Raw genomic sequence first — 20,250 nt, forward strand, 5'->3', positions numbered from 1 at the left:
ACCCGCCAACATGAGCGTCGACAACGGGTAATAGACCATCGGCTTGTCATACACCGGGATCAACTGCTTGGAAACACCAAGCGTGATCGGATGCAAACGCGTCCCCGAACCCCCCGCAAGAATGATGCCTTTCACGCCTCCATGTTGTCACATGCACGGCTTCAGCCCCGATGAGCGCCGATACGGGCGCGTGTGTCAGGAGTTGCCGATCCGCGCGGGATATCCTGATCCGGTTCGTGCGCGAGAGGGTCGGGGAGACACATGGGAATGCTGGAGCTGCTCTGGCCCGCGACCGTTCTGGTCCTGGTGTACGCCGTCCTCGGCGGCACGCTGGCCCGTCTGATCGGATTGCGCGGCCTGTGGGTCGTTGCGGCCGCACCCGTGTTCGCCACCACGGTCATCGGCGGTGCCAGTGTCATCGCGGGCTGGCTGGGCATCGGCTGGTCGATCCTGCCGTCTCTCGTCGTCGCCGCGCTCATCGCGATCGGCATCGTGCTCGTCCGCCGGTGGGCCGGACGTCCGGTCTCGTGGCGGCGGCCGAGCGCACGCTGGCCGGGTGCCGGCTGGTGGACGGTCGGCGCAGCCATCGCGGCCGCAGTGGTTCTGACGATCCAGGTGACGCTGGTGCTCGGACAGCCGAACGCGATCTCGCAGACGTTCGACAACGTGTTCCACCTCAATGCGATCCAGTACATCCTCGACTTCTCGGCGGCTTCGCCGCTCGAGCTCGGCCAGATGACCAGCCCGAACGGCGGGCTGCCGTTCTACCCGTCCGTGTGGCACGCCACGGCGACCATCGTCGTGCAGCTCAGCGGTGCGAGCATTCCGGCCGTCGTCAACGCGCAGACGCTGGTCATCGCGGCCGTCATCTGGCCGGTCGGCGCGATGCTGCTCGTGCGGGTGCTGGTCGGCGCATCGCGCACGGCGATGGTGTCCGCCGCGATCGTGAGCGTCTCGATCCCGACCTTCCCGCTCCTGCCGATGGACTACGGAGTGCTGTATCCGTTCCAGCTGTCGCTCGCGGTCCTGCCATTCGTGCTCGCCGCGACGGCATCGGTGCTCGGTATCGGCAGGGATGCCGAGCGACTGCATCGCGGGTGGTGGGCGTTCATCATCGTCGGCTCGCTCCCCGGCCTCGCACTCGCCCACCCCGGCGGATTCGTCGCCTGGCTCGCCCTGTCGGTGCCGATGGTCGCGGTGTTCGCCTGGCGCACCTGGCGGTCGCGCCCCGCTGTGCGTGAGCGCGTCTGGCTCGTCGTCGGCCTCGTCGGGTACGCGATCGTCGGCTTCGTGCTGCTCAAGGTGCTCCGCCCGCCGGAGGCCGCGCGGCTCTGGCCGGTGCCGTTCCCCAAGCTCCAGGCGCTCTCAGAAGGCGTGCAGCTGTCGATGTACTACGGCATCAGTGCCGTCGCCGTCGCACTCGCCGTGATCATCGGCCTGGTGTGGGCGATCCGGGAGCGCACGGCGATGGCGATCGTGATGGTGGCGTCCTGGCTCATCGGGCTCGGTCTGTTCATCGTGGTGACCTCCTTCGGCGGTCCGCTGTGGGATCTGCGTGATGCGCTGACGGGCAGCTGGTACAACAACTGGCAGCGATTGGCGTCCGTGTTCGCGATCGCGCTGCTGCCGCTGGCTGCATTCGGTCTCACGCGGACAGCAGAGCTTGTCCAACGCCGCTGGATGGCTGCACGCCCCGAAGCCACCAAGGCACGCCTCGTCGTCGGCATCGCGGCCGCTGCGATCGGCTTCCTCGTGTTCCCCCTCCCGGCCGTACCGAGGGCGATCGTCTATGCGCAGAACGTCTTCGACCTGGACGACGACTCCGTCCTGGTCAGTGCCGATGAGATGGCGTTGCTCGAACGCCTCGAGGAGACCGTTCCGGAGGGCGTGGTCATCGCAGGCAACCCCTACACCGGTGCTGGTCTGGCGTACGCGATCGGCGGTCGCGACGTACTCATGCCGCACATGCTCGTCGACGTCTCGGACGACATGGAGCTCATCAACGAACACCTCGACGATGCCCTCACCGATGACGAGGTCTGCGACGCGGTCGACGCGCTGAACGTCGGATTCGTGCTCGATTTCGGCGAACGAGAGGTGCACCCTGACACGCATCCGCTTCCTGGTCTCGAGGACCTGGCGGATGCCGGCGTCGTCGAGCTCGTCGACAGCGAGGGCGACGCGCGGCTGTATCAGATCACGGCGTGCGGGCTGGGGTAGCGACCGCGATCGCACGCGTGACGCGGGCACGGCCGCCGATCAGTGCACCGGCGAACCAGCTCGCGCGGTAGCCCCACGCGTACCGGGACGAGATCACGCCCTGCGCCACGGCGATGCGCAGCTGCGCGTCGAGCTTGCGGTAGCTCCGTGCGCGACCGAACCCGCCCGCCAGGGGCGCCGTGATGCTCCAGTCGGACGCGCGCCGTGCCTCGAGAGTGTCGACCATGAGCTGCCGCCATCCCACGTACGTCCAGAAGGTCATGCGGGCGACCGCGAGCGGGGACTTCGACCCCTCGACGCGCTCCGCGAGCCGCAGCGCGTTGCGCAGCGGTGCGAGCACGCCTGTGTCTCCGGCACGGCTCGGATCGCCGTACACGTTCGCGTCGTGCTGGATGTAGTCCTGCACGACCTCGTCGACGATCGCCGTTCCTCCACGAGCGCCCGCGACGACGGCGAGCCAGTGGTCGTGGGTCGCGACGCGGGACGGAGGATGCGGGAACGGCAGCGCATCGTCGAGCAGCGCCCGCTCGAACACGCACAGCGATCCTGTGAACTGGTTGATGAGCACCGTCGACGCCGCACCGTGGTCGGCGCGATCCGTGACGCCGAGTTCGACGCCGTCCGGAAATGTCACCAGGCGCGCCTGGCCAGAGGCCAGCGAGTGATCCTCCAAGAGTGGGAGTAGCGTCTCGAGCTTGTGCGGATACCAGTGGTCGTCCTGGTCGGCGAGCGCCACCCACGCGGCATCCGCGGGCACCGCAGTCAGCGCCTGTTCGAAGTTGCCGTAGAACCCGCGGCGCCGGTCGTCGCCGATCACGACGAAGCGCTCGTCGCCGCCGGTGATCTCGCCCACGAGCGCCGCGACGGGGGCGCGCTCGCCATCCACGGAGATGACGCAGGTCCAGTCGTTGACGGTCTGCGCCTGGAGCGACTGCAGCTGACGGCGGAACAGCTCAGGGTTCGGCTGATAGGCGGCCAGAACGATGGTCCCCGAGGGGTGTCCCGCTGTCATCGCGTGGCAGTCCTCCTCAGGTGCGCTGTCGGCGTTGAGGCTAGTCTAGGTGAGCGATGCATGTGCTCTCTGGGATGACCGACCCCCTCCGTCAGAGCCCTCGGCCGGGGGACGGGGTGCGTCTGTGACGGCGCGCAGGACCGTCGCCGTGTTCTCGACGTTCGGCCCCGCAGACGCCGCGGTACGAGCGGTGACTTCTGTCGTCGGTCAGGTCGATCGCGTGATCGTCGTCGATGACGGATCGGGACCGGACGCGGATGCCGCGCTCGAGCGGATCTCCGGTCTCGGCGCCCAAGTGGAGCGGCTCGACCGCAACGCCGGCATCGCGGCGGCGCTGAACCGCGGAATCGCCCTGGCCCGCGACGGCGGAGCGACGTACGTGCTCACCATGGACCAGGACTCCCACGCGCCGGACGGTCTCGTCGCCGGACTGCTCGCGGCGGCTGAGGCCGCCGAGGCCGACGGGATCCGGTTCGGGGCTATCGTGCCCGAGTACTTCGCCGGCGTGCGCCAGGCCAGAGGAGCGGCGCGCAACGGCCACGCCCCGGCGGCCGAGGTCATCCAGTCCGGGATGCTCATCCCCATCGAGGTGCTCGACGACGTCGGCGCGCTGCGCGAGGACTTCTTCATCGACCTCGTCGACATCGAATTCGAGTTGCGGCTGAAGCGCGCGGGGCTCGCCGTGCTGGCGGCGGACGGCGTGCGCCTCGGACACGCACTCGGAGCCTCCTACGACAGGACGCTGTTCGGCCTTCCGGTGCGCGTGCCGGGAATCCCGCCGGTACTGACGCTGAGCACGCCGTTCCGGTACTTCTACCGGGTCCGGAACCGGCTCGTGATCGATCGCGAATACTTCTGTGCCATGCCGGCGCGGATTCTGCGCGACACGCTGTTCGACGGCATCCATTTCGTCGATGTGCTCCGCGTCGCGCGCCCGAGGCGGGTCATGTGGCGGGTGTTCCGCGTCGCCGCGGTCGCGGCCGTCCGCGGGCGCATGGGCGCGATGCCGCAGGGGCTGCGCGAGATCGCAGGAACGATCCGCTGGTCAGCCGCACCGATCCAGGGCGCCGCCCCCGACGAGAGGCCAGACGCATGAGCCGCGGGCAGATCGCCGGCCGGCTGAGCGGATTCACGATCTCGGTCATCATCGTCACGCTCGTCGGCGTCGTCTCGATCCCGGTGCTGACCGACGCGCTCGGCAAGACGACCTGGGGCATCCTCGTGGTCATCCAGAGCGTGGCGCAGCTCGGCGGAATCGTGGTCTCGTTCGGGTGGGGGGCGACCGGTGCCGCCAGCGTCGCGTCCATGACCGTCGAGGAACGCACCGGTTTCTACCGTTCGTCACTGCGCATCCGCGCCATGCTGTACCTCATCACACTCCCGTTCGTGTTCGTCATCCTGGGCATCCTGACGCGCGGGATGTGGCTCGAATCCCTGCTCGGCGCGCTCGTCTACCTGCTTCCCAGTGTCGGTGCCGCCTGGTACTTCATCGGCACGGGCAGCCCGTCCCGACTGATCCGCTTCGACACGCTGCCGATCGTCGGCGGTGCAGTGCTCGGCATCGTCGGTGCCATCGTGACGGGGGAGCTGTGGGCCTATCTCGCCGGTCAGGGCCTGGGGTACCTTGTCGGCGTGTCGCTGTCCGCGCTCGTCATCCTGCGCGGCGCGCCGACTGGGCCCAGCCCCGTGCCGTGGCGCGACAGTCTCATGGCGCAGCGGCACGCCGTGCTCGCGACGCTGACGAGCAGTCTCTACGTGACGCTCCCGGTCGTGGCCGTGCAGATCTTCCTCCCGGGGGCCATGCCCGTCTATGGGCTCGCCGACCGTCTGTTCCGATACGCCTCCGTGGCCTTCCAGCCCGTGCAGCAGTTCTTCCAGAGCTGGGTTCCAGAGCGCGGTGCCGACGTCGCCGCCCGGTGCCGCACCGCGACATGGGCGGCCGCCGGCATCGCGACGCTCGGCGGGATCGCGATCGCGGTTCTCTCGCCCTTCGTGTCGCTGCCGCTGTCGAGCTTCCAGATCCAGGTGCCGTTCGCGCTGTCGATCCCGCTCGGGGTGGCTTTCATCGGGATCGGCGTCGCCGCGGTCGTCGGGTACGCGTGCCTGGTCGTGCTGGGGCGCGTCTCGGCGCTCGCCGTGTCGACGCTGGTCGGCGCCCTGGTCGGCGCGCCGTTGATCCTGCTGTTCGCGGCGCTCGGCTCGCTGCCGCTGATCGCCTGGTCGGTGGCCGTGTCCGAACTTTGCGTGGCCGGGTATCAGCTGTTCGTCCTGCGGCGAGCACTGGCGGACCGGAGGATACCGGCATGACCGGAGTGAGCGTCTGCATGGCGACGTACAACGGCGAGCGGTACCTGCGCGAGCAGCTGGACTCGATCCTCGCGGAGCTCGAACCGACGGACGAGGTCGTGATCATCGACGACGCCTCGTCGGACGGCACGGTCGCGCTCCTGGAGACCTACGACGACCCGCGCGTCCGCGTATTCGCCCGCGACGTCAACCACGGCTATGTGCGCTCGTTCGAAGAGGCGCTGACTCGCGCGACCGGCGACGTCCTCATGCTCTCCGACCAGGACGACGTGTGGATCCCCGGCCGACGCGCTCTGCTCGTCGCCGCGCTCGAGGAGCGTGCGGTCGCGGCATCCAATCTGGTCCTGCTGTCCACCGGTGTGCCGCTGCGGTCGCCTCTGACGCGCCGCGACTGGCTGCTGCGGACCGGCGGGGGTGCGCAACAGCACCGCAACCAGCTCAGGCTTCTGCTCGGCGACGCGCCGTACTTCGGATGCGCCATGGCGATCCGTCGCGACTTCCTCCCTGTGGCGCTGCCTTTCCCCGACGGGCTGTCCGAGTCCCACGACCTGTGGCTGGCCACCGTCGCGAACGCCGCCGGCGAGCTCGTGCACGTGGAGCAGCCGACGCTGCGCCGACGTGTGCACGGCGAGAACGCGTCGAGCGATCGCCCGCGCGGCATCCTGCCGGCGCTTCGCTCGCGTCTGCTGCTGGTTCGGCTGTGGCGCGAGGCCCGGCGGCGAGTGCGCGCTCAGGCCTGAGCAGGCACCATCTTCGCCGGCCGATGCCTGGCGAGCCGCATCACCGGTCGTTCGATCACGAACCAGCTCGCCATGGCGAGCAGCGCCGTCACCGCCGTCGTGATCAGCAGGTACACCAGCACGCCGAACTGCGCACCGCCGAAGATGTACACGAGCTGCTGCATGGGCCACGCGTAGATGTAGAACCCGTACGAGATGTCGTTGCGCGCGATCCACTCGGGTTGCGGGACCACCGTCGACAGATACAGCAGCGCGTAGCACAGCAGGGGAGCGGCCAAGGGTCCGCCCAGAATCGGCACGAACACCATCAGGACGGCCGCCACCGGAATCGACAGGATGCCGACGAGCGGCACGAACCCCCAACGCTGGACGACCAGGTACACGAGCGAGCCGGCGAGGAAGTACGGCAGCAGCCTGGCCAGCAGATCGAAGTCCCCGTCCAGGCCGCCGGAGAGCCCGGCCGCGGTCGCTGCGCGGACTGCGACGGCGCCGATCCACAGGCCGAGCGCCAGCAGCACCGAGCGTCGGAAGATCGCGAACGCGCCGAGCACCCATACGACCAGATAGCAGATGAACTCGAAGTACAGCGTCCACAGCGACCCGTTCCAGGCATCCGGATAGGGCAGCGTGCTCAGTGACGAGCCGATCGCGTAGTGATCGATGTGCAGGAACAGATTGCCCCAGATGTACTCGAGCGGGGTGGTCGGCGTCGTCAGGTAGCCGGCCAGCGTACCCGTGGTGGCGAACTGCGCGATCGGACCGAACACCGCGGCGGTCAGCACGAGGCACACCAGGAACGCCGGCATGATGCGTGCGATGCGGTGGACGAGGAACGTCCCGGCATCCGTCCGAAGTCTGGAGCGTGTGATCAGGAAGCCGCTGATGACGAAGAAGCCGATGACGGCCCACCCGCCGAGGTTCTCGCCGTTGAAGCCGGGAGCCCAGTTCAGACCCGCCGTGTAGAACGCGTGCGCGACGAGCACGAGGAACGCCAGGATGAGCCGGAACAGGTTGAGGCTGTTGCTCCGGAACGGGAATTCCCGCGGCGTCGTCAGGTCTGCGCTCACTTCAGCAGATTCCGCTGCGCCATCTCGTCGAGCGAGCGCTGGTACGCGTCCTGCTCGATCGGCTCGGTGAGCACCCACTCGGCGAACGCCGCGACGCCGTCGCGGAAGGCGACCTGCGGGGTGAAGCCGAGCACACGGGTCATGCGCGACGTGTCGGCGATATTGTGCCGGATGTCGCCGAGTCTGTAGTTCCCGGAGATCCGGGTGGGCACCTCGCGTCCGAGCGCGGCGAACAGCGCGGAGACGACCTCGTTGACGGTCGTGCCGACGCCGGAGCCCACATTGAGGATCTCGCCGGCCGCAGCCGCCTCGGTCGCCGCGAGGAATGTGGCCTCCACGACATCGTCGATGTAGACGAAATCGCGGCTCTCCTCGCCGTCCTCGAAGATGTTGATCTCCTTGCCCTGCCGGATCAGGGTGGAGAAGATCGACAGGATGCCGGTGTAGGGGTTCTTCAGCGATTGACCGGGCCCGTACACGTTCTGGTACCGCACCGATACTGGTTCGACGCCGATCGTCGGGGCGACGGTCATGATCATCGCCTCCTGCATCTGCTTCGTGATGCCGTACAGGGACGAGGGGTGCAGCAGCGCCGACTCGTCGGTCGGGATGAGCTCCAGCTCGCCCTCGTCGGGGTGATGCACCTGGAAGTCACCGGCGGCCATGTCGGCATCCGCGCGGTGCTCGGGGTAGACCACGCGACCGTCCGTTGTGCGGTACGCGCCCTCGCCGTAGATCGAGCGGGACGAGGCGATCACGATGCGCCGGACGTCGTGCTGCTCGTTGGTCAGGAGGTCGAGCAGCTTCGCGGTTCCGCCGACGTTCGTCTCGACATAGCGGTCGATCTCGTACATCGACTGGCCGGTACCGGTCTCGGCCGCCAGATGGATGACGATGTTCGCGCCATCGAGCGCACGACGCAGATCATCCTTCGACGTGACGCTTCCCCGCACCACGGTCGCCGTGCCGTCCAGCGATCGCAGCAGCGGCGATGCCTCTGGGGCGTCGCCGTGCACCTGCGGGAGCAGGGAGTCCAGGACGGTCACGCGGAATCCAGCACGTACGAACCGCTGCGCGAGACGGGTGCCGATGAAGCCGGCGCCTCCGGTGATCAGAACGTGGTCGGCCATGAGGGGAGTCTCTCCAATCGGGCCCACCTCGCAGGCTTCCGCTACAGGGCGAAGATGTGAGCCAGAGTCGACTTTAGCCCAGCGGCGTTGCCATGCCTGAGAACTCCCGGGAGTTCGGTGATCGCGTGCAGCCTCGCCAGGACCCGCATCCGGGTCACCCTCGCGGTGCGCTTCCAGCCCTTGTCCGCGGCCTGGCGACGAGCGGTCGCGTAATACGTCCGCTCGTCGTTGAACCGGCGCCCGTCGAGCAGAGTCTTCTGCGAAGCACTGCCGCTGTGGCGTCGGTAGGAGAATGCCAGCGTCGGCGAGTAGGCGAGGGATCCGCCCTGGAACGCGATGTCGACGAGCAGCGCGAGATCTTGGATGATCGGCAGTCCGTCACGGAAGTCGACTCGACGCAGCGTGTCGGTGCGGAACGTGAGCGACGGCCAGTACAGCCAGTTCCCGCGCAGCAGGCTCGTCGCCATGTCCTGGCCGGTGAGCACCGTCTCGTCGCGAGGAGCGAGCACGCGCTGCTTGATGCGATCGGCGAGCGGCAGCACAACCTTGCCGTTCTCGTCGATGACCTGGACACCGGGCTGGATGACGTCCGCCTCGGGGTGCCGCTCGATGACCCCGGTGATGACATCGACGTAGTTCGGGTGCAGCAGGTCGTCGCACCCGAGAATGGCGACGTGACGACCGGTCGCGCGGCGGATCGCCTCGCGGTAGTTCTCGGTGATGCCGAGGTTGGTCGCGTTGCGCACATACGTGATCCGCGGATCCGTCTCCGTCTGCAGCCGCTCGCCGACAGAGGCGTCCGGGTAGCAGTCGTCGATGATCGTCAACTCCCACTTCGGGTTGCGCTGGGCGCGGACCGAGTCGATCGCATCGAAGAGGAGGTCCGGATCACCCCAGTAGGGAATGAAGATCTGCAGAGTCATGGCAGGAACATCATAGGTCGCGATCCGCAGGGACTCCCGGAAGCGGGCGCGCAGGGGGTTCACGGCCGCCCGTGGATACGATGGTGTTATGGATCTCCTTGTCGTCGGGTCGGGTTTCTTCGGCCTCACTATTGCTGAGCGTGCTGCTGCTGCGGGTCGTAAGGTCACTGTCATCGATCGTCGTCATCACATCGGTGGGAATGCGTACAGTGAGGCGGAGCCGTCGACGGGGATCGAGGTGCACCGGTATGGTGCGCACCTGTTCCACACGTCGAATGCGACGGTGTGGGAGTACGTCAACCGGTTCACGTCGTTCACCGACTATGTGCACCGGGTGTACACGAACCACAAGGATGTGGTGTTCCCGATGCCGGTGAATCTGGGCACGATCAATCAGTTCTTCCAGGCCGCGTACACGCCGGCCGAGGCGCGGGCGCTGGTGCGTGAGCAGGCGGGCGAGTTCGATGTGACCACGGCGGCGAACTTCGAGGAGAAGGGCATCGCCCTGGTGGGGCGTCCGTTGTTCGAGGCGTTCTTCCGCGATTACACGGCCAAGCAGTGGCAGACGGATCCGTCCAAGCTGTCGGGGGACATCATCAGCCGCCTGCCGGTGCGGTACACGTATGACAACCGGTACTTCAACGACACGTGGGAGGGGCTGCCCACGGACGGGTACACGGCGTGGCTGGAGCGGATGGCGGATCACCCGAACATCGAGGTGAAGCTGAATGTGGACTTCTTCGACGAGTCGCAGCCGTTGAACAAGAAGGCCGTCATCGGGCAGGTCCCGGTCGTGTACACCGGCCCGGTGGACCGGTACTTCGAGTACACCGAGGGGGCGTTGAGCTGGCGGACGCTGGACTTCGAGCAGGAGGTCCTCGATATCAGCGACTTCCAGGGCACGAGCGTCATGAACTACCCGGATGCGCACATCCCGTATACGCGCATCCATGAGTTCAAGCACTTCCACCCGGAGCGCAAGGACGTCTTCGCGCAGGACCGCACGGTCATCATGCGCGAGTTCTCCCGGTTCGCCGAGCGGGCGGACGAGCCGTACTACCCGGTGAACACCGCGGACGATCGTGCCGGGCTGCTGGCCTACCGCGAGCTCGCCAAGGGCGAGAAGGACGTCTACTTCGGCGGACGCCTGGGCACCTACCAGTACCTCGACATGCACATGGCCATCGGCTCGGCGCTGTCCATGTGGAACAACCAGCTCTCCTAGACTCGATACCGTGAGTCACGCTGCCGTCGGGGCGCCGGGGATGCCCCGGCGATACCTGCATTCGCTGTGGCTGCTGTCGGCCCGCGACCTCAAGGTCCGCTACTCGACCAGCTTCCTCGGCTACTTGTGGTCGGTCCTGGATCCCCTCGTCATGAGCCTGATCTACTGGTTCGTCTTCACTCAGGTGTTCCAGCGTTCGGTGGGCGATGAGCCCTACATCATCTTCCTCATCGCCGCGCTTCTGCCGTGGGTGTGGTTCAACGTGGCGGTGTCGGACTTCACGCGCGCCTTCAAGAAGGATGCGCGCCTGGTCCGTTCGACGAACATCCCGCGCTCGATCTGGATCAACAGGATCGTGCTGAGCAAGGGGATGGAGTTCCTGTTCTCCCTCCCTGTGCTCGTGGGCTTCGTCATCGTCAACCTGATCGCCGAGACGGATCCGGCCAAGTCGGTCACCATCGGCTGGGGCATCCTGTGGTTCCCGGTCGCCGTCCTGCTGCAGGTCGTGCTCCTGGTGGGGCTCGGCCTGCTCATCGCGCCGCTGTGCGTGCTGTACAACGACCTCGAACGCACCACGGCGCTGATCCTGCGTGCGCTGTTCTACGCGTCCCCGATCATCTACAGCGTTCAGGATCTCCCAGCGCCCTTCGACACGCTGGGGGCGTTCAATCCGCTCGCCGGAATCATGACGCTGTACCGCATGGCGTTCTTCCCCGACCAGTGGGAGCCCGTGGCCGTGACCGCCAGCGTCGTGATCAGCTTCGGCATCCTGATCTTCGGCGCCTGGTCGTTCCGCGGGCTCGAACGAACCGTGCTGAAGGAACTGTGATGGCCGCAGCGATCGAAGTGCGAGACCTGGGCGTCCGCTTCCGGCGGAACCGCCGCGGACGGCGGAACTTCAAGGACATCTTCGCCGATGCGACTCGGCGTTCGCGTCCCGGCGAGTTCTGGGCGCTGCGCGACGTCTCGTTCGACGTGCAGCCGGGGGAGTCGATCGGCGTCGTCGGCCGCAACGGTCAGGGCAAGTCGACACTCCTGCGCCTGGTCGCCGGCGTCCTGCTCCCGGATGAGGGCAGCGTCCGCGTGAACGGCGGGGTCGCGCCGCTGATCGAACTCACCGGTGGGTTCGTCAACGATCTCAGCGTGCGCGAGAACGTGCGGATGATGGCCGGATTGCACGGCATGTCACGCGCCGAGGTCGCCCGCCGCTACGACGGCATCATCGAATTCGCCGAGCTCGAAGGCTTTGAGGAGACCCCGTACAAGCACCTGTCCAGCGGGATGAAGGTGCGTCTCGCGTTCTCCGTGGTGTCGCAGCTCGACGAGCCGATCCTGCTCGTCGACGAGGTGCTCGCCGTGGGCGACAAGGGCTTCCGGGAGAAGTGCTACGGCCGCATCGACGAGTTGCTCGCTGAGGGACGGACCATGTTCTTCGTGAGTCACAACGAACGCGACCTGCGACGGTTCTGCACCCGCGGGCTCTACCTCGACCGCGGCGGGCTCGTGCTGGATGGTCCGCTCGAGGACGTGCTCGACCGCTACAACGCCGACCTCGGAGTCTGAGCCGGCCGGAGCCTGCTCGGCTGCTCAGAGTCCGACGAGGTCGCGCAGCGTCTGCAGAGTGGATGCGGCGGTGCTCTGCGCCCCTGCCACGTCCGCGCCGCTGCGGTAGGCGTTCTGCAGATTGTCCAGGGCGGTGAGGTAGTTCGACACGCCGCTGGACCAATCGGCGGAGATCGAGCTCGGCGCGGGCGTGTCCGACAGCACTTCGGCATCCGCACGGAGGAAGCCGATGTCCGTGGCCGCCTGCTCGCCGCCCGATTCGGCAGCGTACTGCAGGCCGGTCACGCCGTCGTCGAGTCGCGGCTGCACCTGAGCGGTGAACTCACTGACACCGGGATCCGGCACCGGGGGAGCAGGTTCCTCCGGTGCCGCCGTCGGGGTCGGTGTCGGCGCCTGTGTCGGAGTCGGCGTCGGGGTGGGTGTCGGCGTTGGCGTATCGGTCGCCGTCGGGCTCGGGCTCGGCGTACGGGACTCCGTCGGCGTCGGAGACGGAGTCTGCTCGGCCTGGAAGCCGCTCGGCAGCACGAACACCAGGAACACGACGGCGATCGCCAGGGCGATGCCGGCGAGAGCCGAGATGAGCCAGATCTTCCCGCTGCTGTTCTTCTTCGGGGAGAAGTACCAGACCGCCTCCTGCTGCGGGGCGTCTCCAGGTTGCGAGTCGTTCGTCATCACGCCTCCAGAGGGGGCATCGGCTTCCAGCTCCGGTCGCGGCCGAGCCTGCCGCCGTCACGGATGCCGCGGAAGAGGTTGCTCGTGCCGCGAACGGTGCGTTCGACGAAGACGAGTCGGATCAGTTCCTTGAAGAAGGTCGCGGTCGTGCCCAGCCCGAACAGCACAGGGTTGTACACGCCGTTCGCGCGGTAGTACTGCTTGATGAAGGCGCGGTTGCGCATGATGTAGTACCGATAGGCGTTGCTCGACGCGTTCAGATGGCGAACGCCCATGTCCCACTGCCGGATCTCGCGGGTACGACGAAGGACGAACTCGTCGACGATCACGGCGGTCGTCCTTCGCGACGCGAGCCAGCCGTAGGTCTGGTCATCCCAGTAGATGAAGAACCGGGGATCGGGCAGACCGATCTGCTGCACGATCGAACGATGGATGAACATGCCCTCGAAGCATCCGCTGTTCATCTCCTTGAAGCCGGACGCGTCGAAGCCGGCCGGTGCGAAGGGGATCGGAATGCCCATCCGCTCGGCTATCCGGTACTGCCAGTAGAACTCGCTGCCGTCGTAGTCGTAGCGCCGGCCCTGGATGCTCTTGAAGCGCGGCGTCCAGGCTCCCATGCGAGCGAGCCCGTCCTGGACGACCTCGACGTCGTCGTCCATCATCCAGATCCATTCGGAGCCCAGCTCGTACGCCGTGCGCATGCCCTCGCTGAAGCCGCCGGAGCCGCCGGTGTTCTCCGCCAGGCGGCGGTACACGATCTCGGTGCCGATCGTCGGCCGGAAGGACTCGACCACCTCGGTGGTGTCGTCCGATGAGGCGTTGTCGATGACGACGACGTGCCCGGGCTTCGGTTCCATCCGAGAGATGCTCGTCAGCAGCCCGGTCAGCAGATGCGAGCGGTTGAAGGTGACGATGACGATCGTCGCCGAGGCCGGATCGAACACGGCGGGGGTCATGCCTTCTCCTCGAAGGTCTGCTGCCAGGAGGCGTCGGACACCAGGTCGGGGAGCGCATCGCGGTACTGCTGCTGCAGTTCGGGCCACCGGCGCTGCAGCTGGGCGTGCAGGCGCATGGTCTCGCGCAGCATGCTGCGGAAGCGCGCGCGGTCGCGTGTGTAGATGTTCTTGCCCGAGCCGTCGGCCGCGCTGACGAGCGCACTGTCGAAGTGCGGCAGACGCCACCAGTGGGCATCGCCCTTGCCGAACTCCACTTCCGGCTGCGCCACGTTGGCGGGGTCGGGGCGGTGCAGCCAGTGCGACACGAGCGTCGACAGCGTGAACCAGCGCAGCTTCACTCCGGTCGGGCTGTCGAACTCGTTCTTCTTGAGCTGCTTGTACACCCGGCGGCCGTGGCGCGAGTGCAGCACGGTGGTGGGGTCCCGGTGCACGATCGTCTCCGGATACTCCGCGGCCAGGGCGCGGGCGGCAGGCATCGCCGTCGCCAGATTGCCGCGCATGTGATCGGGCCCGGACAGCACGTCACGCAGCGCCTGAGCGCGCAGCGCGACCGGGTAGTACTGCATCATCATCAGGTGCTTGAGATCGACGCGGCGGCTGTGGCGGATCAGTCGTCCTCCGCGTGAGACTCCGGAGTGCAGCAGCGCGGCGACGATGCGGTTGCGGGCGTGGAAGTACGCCTGCCAGTCGATCGAGTCGTCCTTGTTGATCCAGGACACGTGCCAGAGGGCCACACCGGGCATCGACACGGTCGGGAACCCGGCCTCGCCGGCGCGAAGGCAGAACTCCGCGTCATCCCACTTGATGAACGCCGGCAGCGACAGCCCGACCTCGCGGATCGCGTCCAGCGGGATCAGGCACATCCACCAGCCGTTGTAGTCGGCATCCATGCGCATGTGCAGCAGCGGAGTCTGACGCAGGTTGGCGGCGCCGAAGTCGTGCGGCAGCTCCTCCTGGTACAGGTTGCGCCACATGAAGGGCACCTCGTCGACGACCTCGGCCCAGCCGTGGAGCTTGGGTCGGTCGAGCAGATCGAACATGTGTCCGCCGACGAGGACGGGGTTGGTCGCGTAGCGCGCGAACATGATCGAGCGGCGCAGCGATTCGGGTTCGATGCGGACGTCGTCGTCGAGCAGCTGGACGAAGTCGCTCTCCGGTCGCTGCAGCGTCTCGTGCATCGCCCTGGCGAAGCCGCCGGAACCACCGAGGTTGGGCTGGCGGATGATGTCGAGCGTGTCGCCGAGACGCTCGGCGACGGCGGCGTAGCCGTTCTCGTCTGCGACGAGCTGCGTGCCCTGATCGATCAGGAAGATGCGGTCGACGAGTTCGAGCACCTCGGGGGCGTCAGCCAGCGCGGTCAGGGTCGAGACGCAGTAGTCCGGCTTGTTGTACGTCGTGATGCCGATCGAGGCCTTGCCCGTGCGCGACGGCTCCTGCTCCGTCGTCCATTCGGCGCCCTCGAGCACCGCGTGCTTCTCATCGGCCACGACGTCGAACCAGATCCACCCGCCGTCGCTGAACTGGGTGAGCGAGAGGTCGAAGTTGCTGGTGGCCTCGCCGGTGACCTCCTGCGTCGCCACGCGCTGTTGGACACCGGCCCCGTTCGAGCGGTAGACCAGGACTGTTGCGGGGCCGTTGGTGTGCACGGTGAGGCGCACCTGCCGCACGCTCGTCCAGTGCTGCCAGTACGACGCCGGGAACGCGTTGAAATAGGTGCCGAGGGAGACGCGGCGTCCGGCGACGATGCGCGCGCGGTTGCGTCCGAGGATGTTGCCCAGGTGCGCACGGGAGGACACCCGCACGGCTTCGCCCTCGATGGTCGACCACGTCTCAGGGTCGGCGTACAGCGGCAGCAGGTCGGGGTCACGATCGAGCGGGAAGACGACGTTCTGCAGGACGTGTGTCACGTGATGATCTCTCCGGGTGGGGCGACGCGCGCCGACGTGGCATGCCGACGGGCGGCTCAGGCGAGCAGAGACAGCCTACCTGGCCGATCTTGGGATCCCCGGAGCCAGGCGGTGCCCCGGCCGGATCAGCGCTGTGGGGGGAGCGTCGGTATGACGCCCGTCTGTGCGGCGTCGATGTTCTCCCGCCATGACCGGGACTGTCCGGCCCTGAGCGCGCACAGCACGAGCATGAACCAGCCGAGGTCCGACAGCGTGAAGCTCTCGAACATCGAGTCGATCGCCAGGGTCACGAGGATCAGCGGCGTCCACGCGTACACGACCGACCGACGCGAGCTGGCAACCAGCCAGGACCGGACCAGCGCCACACCGCCGAGCAGCACGAACAGCACGAGACCTGCCGCGCCCAGCTGGAGCAGGACGTCGAAGTATGCGTTCAGCGCGGTCGCATGCTGCTGGTCGAGCAGATAGTTCAGGGAGTTGAACGGGTATTCGCCGCGGTGCCACGGGCCGAACCAGCCCCACCCCTGCAACGGTTTGATCGCCACGAAGTCGAGGATCCGGTTCCACAGGTCGGCGCGCATCGAGAAATCGGAGCCGGCGCCGAGCCAGGCGATGATCGGATGCCGGAGGACGAACGCGAGTGCGAGCGCCGCCGTGGCGAGCCCCGCGAGCACCCACTGCACCAACGCGCGGTGCGCCGGTGCCGTGTGCCGGACGATCGTGAGGGCTGCCGTGGCGACACCGACGCCGGCCGCCAGCACGAGCACGGTCGGGGAAGCGGACAGCAGGGCGAGGAATCCGGCGAGCGCGATCGACGGCACAGCCACGGGGGAGGTGACGGATTGCGTGCGCCACTCGATCACGAACGTGATCAGGGCGAGCACGGCGACGAACCCGAGCATGTTGCGAGTGCCGAAGATGCCCTGGATCGGTCCGCCCGAGGCGAGGGCGCCCTCGATGCCCAGGAACGCGATCGGCAGGTCGAGCAGGACGCCGGAGAGGATCTCGAGTCCCAGGGAGATCGAGAGCAGCACCCGCAGCGTGTCGCCGATCGCCCGCACGGTCTGCAGAGTGTCGCGGATATGGCCGATCGTGATCGCGAGCACGGCATAGCCGAACAGCGACAGCCACGCGAACACCGTGTCGCCGCGGTCGGTCGTCCAGATCACGCTGATCAGCGCCAGCGCCAGGAACGCGAGCAGCGATGAGGGCGCCAGCCGCAGCAGCGAAAGCTCCTCGCGACGCACGATGAGGATCGCCACGCCGATCGTGCACAGCGCGAAGACGATCGCGGCCAACGTCACGGTGGATGTCATGCGCTCGATCGCGAACGAGCCGAACACGGCGATCAGCGCGGCCAGCGTGAACGCCTTGGCCATCTCGACCGAGCCGAGCAGGCGTGCCATGCGCTGGCGCGAGCTCATGGCACCCGCCGCGCGCCGCGCCCGCGTTCGGTGATCCTGACCTGTTCGCTGAGTCCGACGCCGACCAGCGGCACCGACTTCATCTTGAACGACAGCATCACCAGCAGCAGCCATCCCCACAGCATGATCGGCGTCGACTCGCTCAGCCCCTGGACGAGCAGCACGGTCGTGTACACGATCGGCAGCAGCGTGACGGGGGAGAAGGGTCGGTCCGCTCTGAGGTCCCAGCGCGGCCGATCGACGGCGAAGAACCATGAGCGCCAGAGCAGGGCGCCGTAAGCGACCGCCATCAGCACGAGACCGACGATCCCGAGCTGGAACAGCACATCGATCCACATGTTGTGGGCATGGAAGACCGTGATGCCGTGATCGGTGATCCAGCCCGCGAAAGCGGGATGCGTCGGGACCCATGGACTCGAGAACCCGAGTCCGACCACCGGGCTGGTCGCCGCCTTCTCGAGGACGACGGCCCAGATGAGGTCGCTGCGACCGGTCAGGTCGGCCGAGCGGCCGAGCACGGCGAGGATCGGCCGGTACAGCAGCAGTGCCGCCGCGACGGTCACGACCAGGATGCCGAGGCACCACGCGTACACCTTGGCGCGCCCCCTCGGCGTGCGGGTGCGCCGGATCAGCAGGGCGATCACGAGCACCGCCGCGGCGGCGAAGGCGCAGATCCAGGCGGTGGCGGAGGACGCGCGCACGAAGAAGTAGGCGGCCAGCAGCATCCACATGCCCAGCGTCGTCCGCCACCGCGCCCCGAGGGCGAAGCGGATGCCGAAGGCGATGATCGCGAACAGTGACAGGAAGGCCAGGAGATTCGCGTTTCCGACGATGCCCTGCAGTCGGCCGCCGTCGAAGAGATTGTCGCGCACCCAGTACCACTGCTCGTCGATCTTCCCGCCGGGGGCGTCGAAGAAGTTCGGCAGGATCGGACCGTGCACGACCAACGAGGCCCACAGCTCGATCGCGAGCGACAGGCCGAGGATCCACTTGAACGCCGAGGCGAGCGCGCGGAGGATCTCCTGCCAGCTCAGTGCATGGGCGATGAAGAGGGCGTTCACGGTCACCGCGGCCAGCAGCACCCAGGTGGCCAGGGTCGGAATGCGCCATCCGGACCAGACCACCGAGACCAGGGCGAACGCCGTGTAGCCCAGAGCCGCCCAGGGCAGACGGCGCCAGAGGAACGGCGCGGGCAGCGATCGCGCGAGCATCGGAATGCCGATCGCCGACGTCGCGAGCGTCAGAACGGCGATCGCGATCGCGGCCCCGATCTGACCGACCAGGTTGTACACGGCCGAGTGCGCGAACGCGGCGATGAGCACGAGGACGACGTAGCCGCGCAACAGCAGATGCCCCGTCGACTCGCGCTCCGGCGCGGTGGGCGGGGCTGCCACGGGATGCTTCGTGTACTGCGCCATCGGATTCAGGCTACCGCGGGTGCTCCGGCATCCGCTGTGCCGAGCGCCGTGGCTCTACGCTGGAAGCATGCTGCTGGGTCTCTCGAACGTGCCGCGCGACTACGCGTGGGGATCGACCACTCTCATCGCCGATCTGGAGGGCCGCTCGCCCTCCGGGGCGCCGGAGGCCGAAGTCTGGTTCGGCGATCACCCCGGGGACCCGGCCGATCTGGCTGACGGCCGGACGCTGGATGCCGTGACCGGCGGTTCCCTGCCGTATCTGCTCAAGATCCTCGCCGCCGCCGATCCGCTCTCCATCCAGGTGCACCCGACCATCGCCCAGGCGAGGGACGGCTGGGCGCGCGAAGCCGGACTCGCCGCGGACGACCCCACGCGCAACTATCGCGACGACAACCACAAGCCGGAGCTCATCGTCGCTCTCAGCGAGCGCTTCGAGGCGCTGGGGGGATTGCGGCCGGTGGCCGACACGCTGCGGCTCCTCGACGGGCTCGGCGACGGTGCCGGTGTGTCGGCGCTGCGCGCGCATCTGACGGGGGAGGACGGGCTGAAGGCCACCATCGCCTGGCTGCTGTCCGGAGCCGCCGATGCAGAGGCCCTCGAGATCTCGGCGGCGCTGGCGACATCGTCCGCATCGGAGTTCGGCGACACCCTGCGTGCGATCCGGGCCGTCGCGGAGCGCAATCCCGGAGACCCCGGCGTCGTCGTCGCGCTGCTGATGAACCACATCGTGCTGCGGCGAGGCGAGGGGATCTTCCTGCGCGCGGGCCTCCTGCACGCCTACCTTTCCGGTCTCGGCGTCGAGATCATGGCGGCCAGCGACAACGTCCTGCGCGGAGGGCTCACGCCCAAGCACATCGACGTCCCCGAGCTGCTGAGCGTTCTGGATGCGACGCCCGGGGTCGTTCCGGTCATCACGCCGACAGCCGAGCCGGTGACCTCGTACCCGGTCGATGTGGACGACTTCGCGCTTCGACGCGTGACGCTCGCGGGGGAGCCCGTGAGGGTCGAGGTGACATCGCCCGCCATGATCCTCGTCACATCCGGATCCGTCACGGTCTCCGGCTCGGATGCGCAGCGGCACAGCGTCGAGGTCGGCGGTGCGCTGTTCGCCTCCGACGAGAGCATCCTCACGGTCACGGGCACGGGTGAGGCATTCATCGCGCAACCCGGTTGAGCCGTATCGCGGTTCGCTGACGTCGAGGCGCGACTCGCCCGACGCGACACGCCGATGGGTGCTCAAGAACCTTCAAGACCCGCTTGAGGGTTTATTCTCCGCGACTTGACCACGGCGAATGACACGGGTGTAATTAGTTGAGCACGGCCCGGCGGGGGGCAACTGACAGGGCAAGGAGAGCGACATGACGGGTTACCGTTCCGACGTTCCCGAGAACTGGTTCGTCGATCCAGTCAACCTCGGGGTCCCCGGGGTCCGGCGCATCGACGTCGAAGAAGAGAACACGCTCGCGTGGCAGACCGATGCGCTGTGCGCGCAGACGGACCCTGAGGCGTTCTTCCCCGAGAAGGGCGGATCCACCAGGGACGCCAAGCGCATCTGCACCTCGTGCGATGTCCGCGGCGAATGCCTGGAGTACGCCCTGAGCAACGACGAGCGCTTCGGCATCTGGGGCGGTCTGTCCGAGCGCGAGCGCCGCAAGCTCAAGCGCCGCGCCAGCTGACGCACTGCTT

19 protein-coding genes are annotated in these 20,250 nt (G+C 67.7%); 9 read left to right on the forward strand and 10 right to left on the reverse strand.

What is annotated here, in order from left to right; genetic code table 11:
• Positions 1 to 135, reverse strand: a 135-nt coding sequence (locus ACFCYE_RS05810; protein WP_376178139.1) for a sugar phosphate nucleotidyltransferase, incomplete at its 3' end; no start/stop codon positions are given.
• Positions 136 to 261: 126 nt separating this feature from the next.
• Here ACFCYE_RS05810 and ACFCYE_RS05815 point away from each other — a divergent pair.
• Entirely contained in the window at positions 262 to 2,220 is a 1,959-nt protein-coding gene (locus tag ACFCYE_RS05815; RefSeq protein ID WP_376177153.1) for a DUF6541 family protein, read from the forward strand.
• Here the strand turns inward: ACFCYE_RS05815 and ACFCYE_RS05820 are convergent.
• Entirely contained in the window at positions 2,198 to 3,232 is a 1,035-nt protein-coding gene (locus ACFCYE_RS05820; RefSeq protein ID WP_376177155.1) for a glycosyltransferase, read from the reverse strand. The genes ACFCYE_RS05815 and ACFCYE_RS05820 overlap by 23 nt on opposite strands.
• 124 nt (positions 3,233 to 3,356) lie before the next feature.
• Between ACFCYE_RS05820 and ACFCYE_RS05825 the strand changes: the two genes are divergently transcribed.
• From ACFCYE_RS05825 to ACFCYE_RS05835, 3 genes are read left to right on the forward strand one after another with little or no spacing between them, the layout of a single operon-like run.
• Positions 3,357 to 4,328, forward strand: a complete 972-nt coding sequence (locus ACFCYE_RS05825; RefSeq protein ID WP_376177157.1) for a glycosyltransferase — start codon at positions 3,357 to 3,359, stop codon at positions 4,326 to 4,328.
• Positions 4,325 to 5,539, forward strand: a complete 1,215-nt coding sequence (locus ACFCYE_RS05830) for a lipopolysaccharide biosynthesis protein (RefSeq protein WP_376177159.1) — start codon at positions 4,325 to 4,327, stop codon at positions 5,537 to 5,539. Before ACFCYE_RS05825 ends, ACFCYE_RS05830 begins: the two co-directional genes overlap by 4 nt.
• Positions 5,536 to 6,279: a glycosyltransferase gene (locus tag ACFCYE_RS05835; protein WP_376177160.1), complete on the forward strand. Its 744-nt coding sequence runs from the start codon at positions 5,536 to 5,538 to the stop codon at positions 6,277 to 6,279. Before ACFCYE_RS05830 ends, ACFCYE_RS05835 begins: the two co-directional genes overlap by 4 nt.
• Here the strand turns inward: ACFCYE_RS05835 and ACFCYE_RS05840 are convergent.
• Genes ACFCYE_RS05840 through ACFCYE_RS05850 form a run of 3 tightly spaced genes read right to left on the reverse strand, consistent with a single transcriptional unit; the run spans position 6,270 to position 9,399 of the window.
• Positions 6,270 to 7,346: an acyltransferase family protein gene (locus tag ACFCYE_RS05840; RefSeq protein ID WP_376177162.1), complete on the reverse strand. Its 1,077-nt coding sequence runs from the start codon at positions 7,344 to 7,346 to the stop codon at positions 6,270 to 6,272. The two genes, ACFCYE_RS05835 and ACFCYE_RS05840, sit on opposite strands and share 10 nt — an antisense overlap.
• A complete protein-coding gene (locus tag ACFCYE_RS05845; RefSeq protein WP_376177163.1) occupies positions 7,343 to 8,476 on the reverse strand; it encodes an NAD-dependent epimerase/dehydratase family protein in 1,134 nt (377 codons plus the stop codon). The genes ACFCYE_RS05840 and ACFCYE_RS05845 overlap by 4 nt, the downstream gene beginning before the upstream one ends.
• Before the next feature lie 41 nt (positions 8,477 to 8,517).
• Complete coding sequence (locus tag ACFCYE_RS05850) at positions 8,518 to 9,399, reverse strand: glycosyltransferase (protein ID WP_376177165.1); 882 nt, start codon at positions 9,397 to 9,399, stop codon at positions 8,518 to 8,520.
• 88 nt (positions 9,400 to 9,487) lie between these two features.
• Here ACFCYE_RS05850 and glf point away from each other — a divergent pair, with 88 nt between their 5' ends.
• The 3 genes from glf to ACFCYE_RS05865 are packed head-to-tail and all read left to right on the forward strand — an operon-like array spanning position 9,488 to position 12,187.
• Positions 9,488 to 10,624: a UDP-galactopyranose mutase gene (glf, locus tag ACFCYE_RS05855; protein WP_376177166.1), complete on the forward strand. Its 1,137-nt coding sequence runs from the start codon at positions 9,488 to 9,490 to the stop codon at positions 10,622 to 10,624.
• A 10-nt stretch (positions 10,625 to 10,634) separates the two neighbouring features.
• Positions 10,635 to 11,453 carry an ABC transporter permease gene (locus ACFCYE_RS05860; RefSeq protein ID WP_376177167.1) on the forward strand — a complete coding sequence of 273 codons (819 nt, stop codon included), beginning with the start codon at positions 10,635 to 10,637 and terminating at the stop codon, positions 11,451 to 11,453.
• Positions 11,453 to 12,187: an ABC transporter ATP-binding protein gene (locus ACFCYE_RS05865; protein WP_376177168.1), complete on the forward strand. Its 735-nt coding sequence runs from the start codon at positions 11,453 to 11,455 to the stop codon at positions 12,185 to 12,187. Before ACFCYE_RS05860 ends, ACFCYE_RS05865 begins: the two co-directional genes overlap by 1 nt.
• 24 nt (positions 12,188 to 12,211) lie before the next feature.
• Here the strand turns inward: ACFCYE_RS05865 and ACFCYE_RS05870 are convergent, their stop codons facing one another.
• From ACFCYE_RS05870 to ACFCYE_RS05890, 5 genes are all read right to left on the reverse strand, one after another.
• Complete coding sequence (locus tag ACFCYE_RS05870; RefSeq protein ID WP_376177169.1) at positions 12,212 to 12,859, reverse strand: hypothetical protein; 648 nt, start codon at positions 12,857 to 12,859, stop codon at positions 12,212 to 12,214.
• Entirely contained in the window at positions 12,859 to 13,815 is a 957-nt protein-coding gene (locus ACFCYE_RS05875) for a glycosyltransferase (RefSeq protein ID WP_376177170.1), read from the reverse strand. The genes ACFCYE_RS05870 and ACFCYE_RS05875 overlap by 1 nt, the downstream gene beginning before the upstream one ends.
• On the reverse strand, positions 13,812 to 15,722 hold the full coding sequence (locus tag ACFCYE_RS05880; protein ID WP_376177171.1) for a glycosyltransferase: 1,911 nt from the start codon (positions 15,720 to 15,722) through the stop codon (positions 13,812 to 13,814). The genes ACFCYE_RS05875 and ACFCYE_RS05880 overlap by 4 nt, the downstream gene beginning before the upstream one ends.
• A gap of 125 nt (positions 15,723 to 15,847) precedes the next feature.
• Complete coding sequence (locus ACFCYE_RS05885) at positions 15,848 to 17,146, reverse strand: O-antigen ligase family protein (protein WP_376177173.1); 1,299 nt, start codon at positions 17,144 to 17,146, stop codon at positions 15,848 to 15,850.
• Entirely contained in the window at positions 17,143 to 18,564 is a 1,422-nt protein-coding gene (locus ACFCYE_RS05890; RefSeq protein WP_376177174.1) for an O-antigen ligase family protein, read from the reverse strand. Before ACFCYE_RS05890 ends, ACFCYE_RS05885 begins: the two co-directional genes overlap by 4 nt.
• 67 nt (positions 18,565 to 18,631) lie before the next feature.
• On the opposite strand from ACFCYE_RS05890, the gene manA reads away from it, so the two are divergent.
• Positions 18,632 to 19,738, forward strand: coding sequence for a mannose-6-phosphate isomerase, class I (gene manA / locus ACFCYE_RS05895; protein ID WP_376177175.1), 1,107 nt, complete (start codon positions 18,632 to 18,634; stop codon positions 19,736 to 19,738).
• Between the two features lie 184 nt (positions 19,739 to 19,922).
• The gene (locus ACFCYE_RS05900; RefSeq protein WP_376177176.1) at positions 19,923 to 20,240 is read left to right on the forward strand and encodes a WhiB family transcriptional regulator; all 318 of its coding nucleotides are present in this window, start codon (positions 19,923 to 19,925) and stop codon (positions 20,238 to 20,240) included.
• Positions 20,241 to 20,250: the final 10 nt, after the last annotated feature.

The organism is Microbacterium sp. NPDC056234 (assembly GCF_042267585.1).
Lineage (GTDB): Bacteria > Actinomycetota > Actinomycetes > Actinomycetales > Microbacteriaceae > Microbacterium.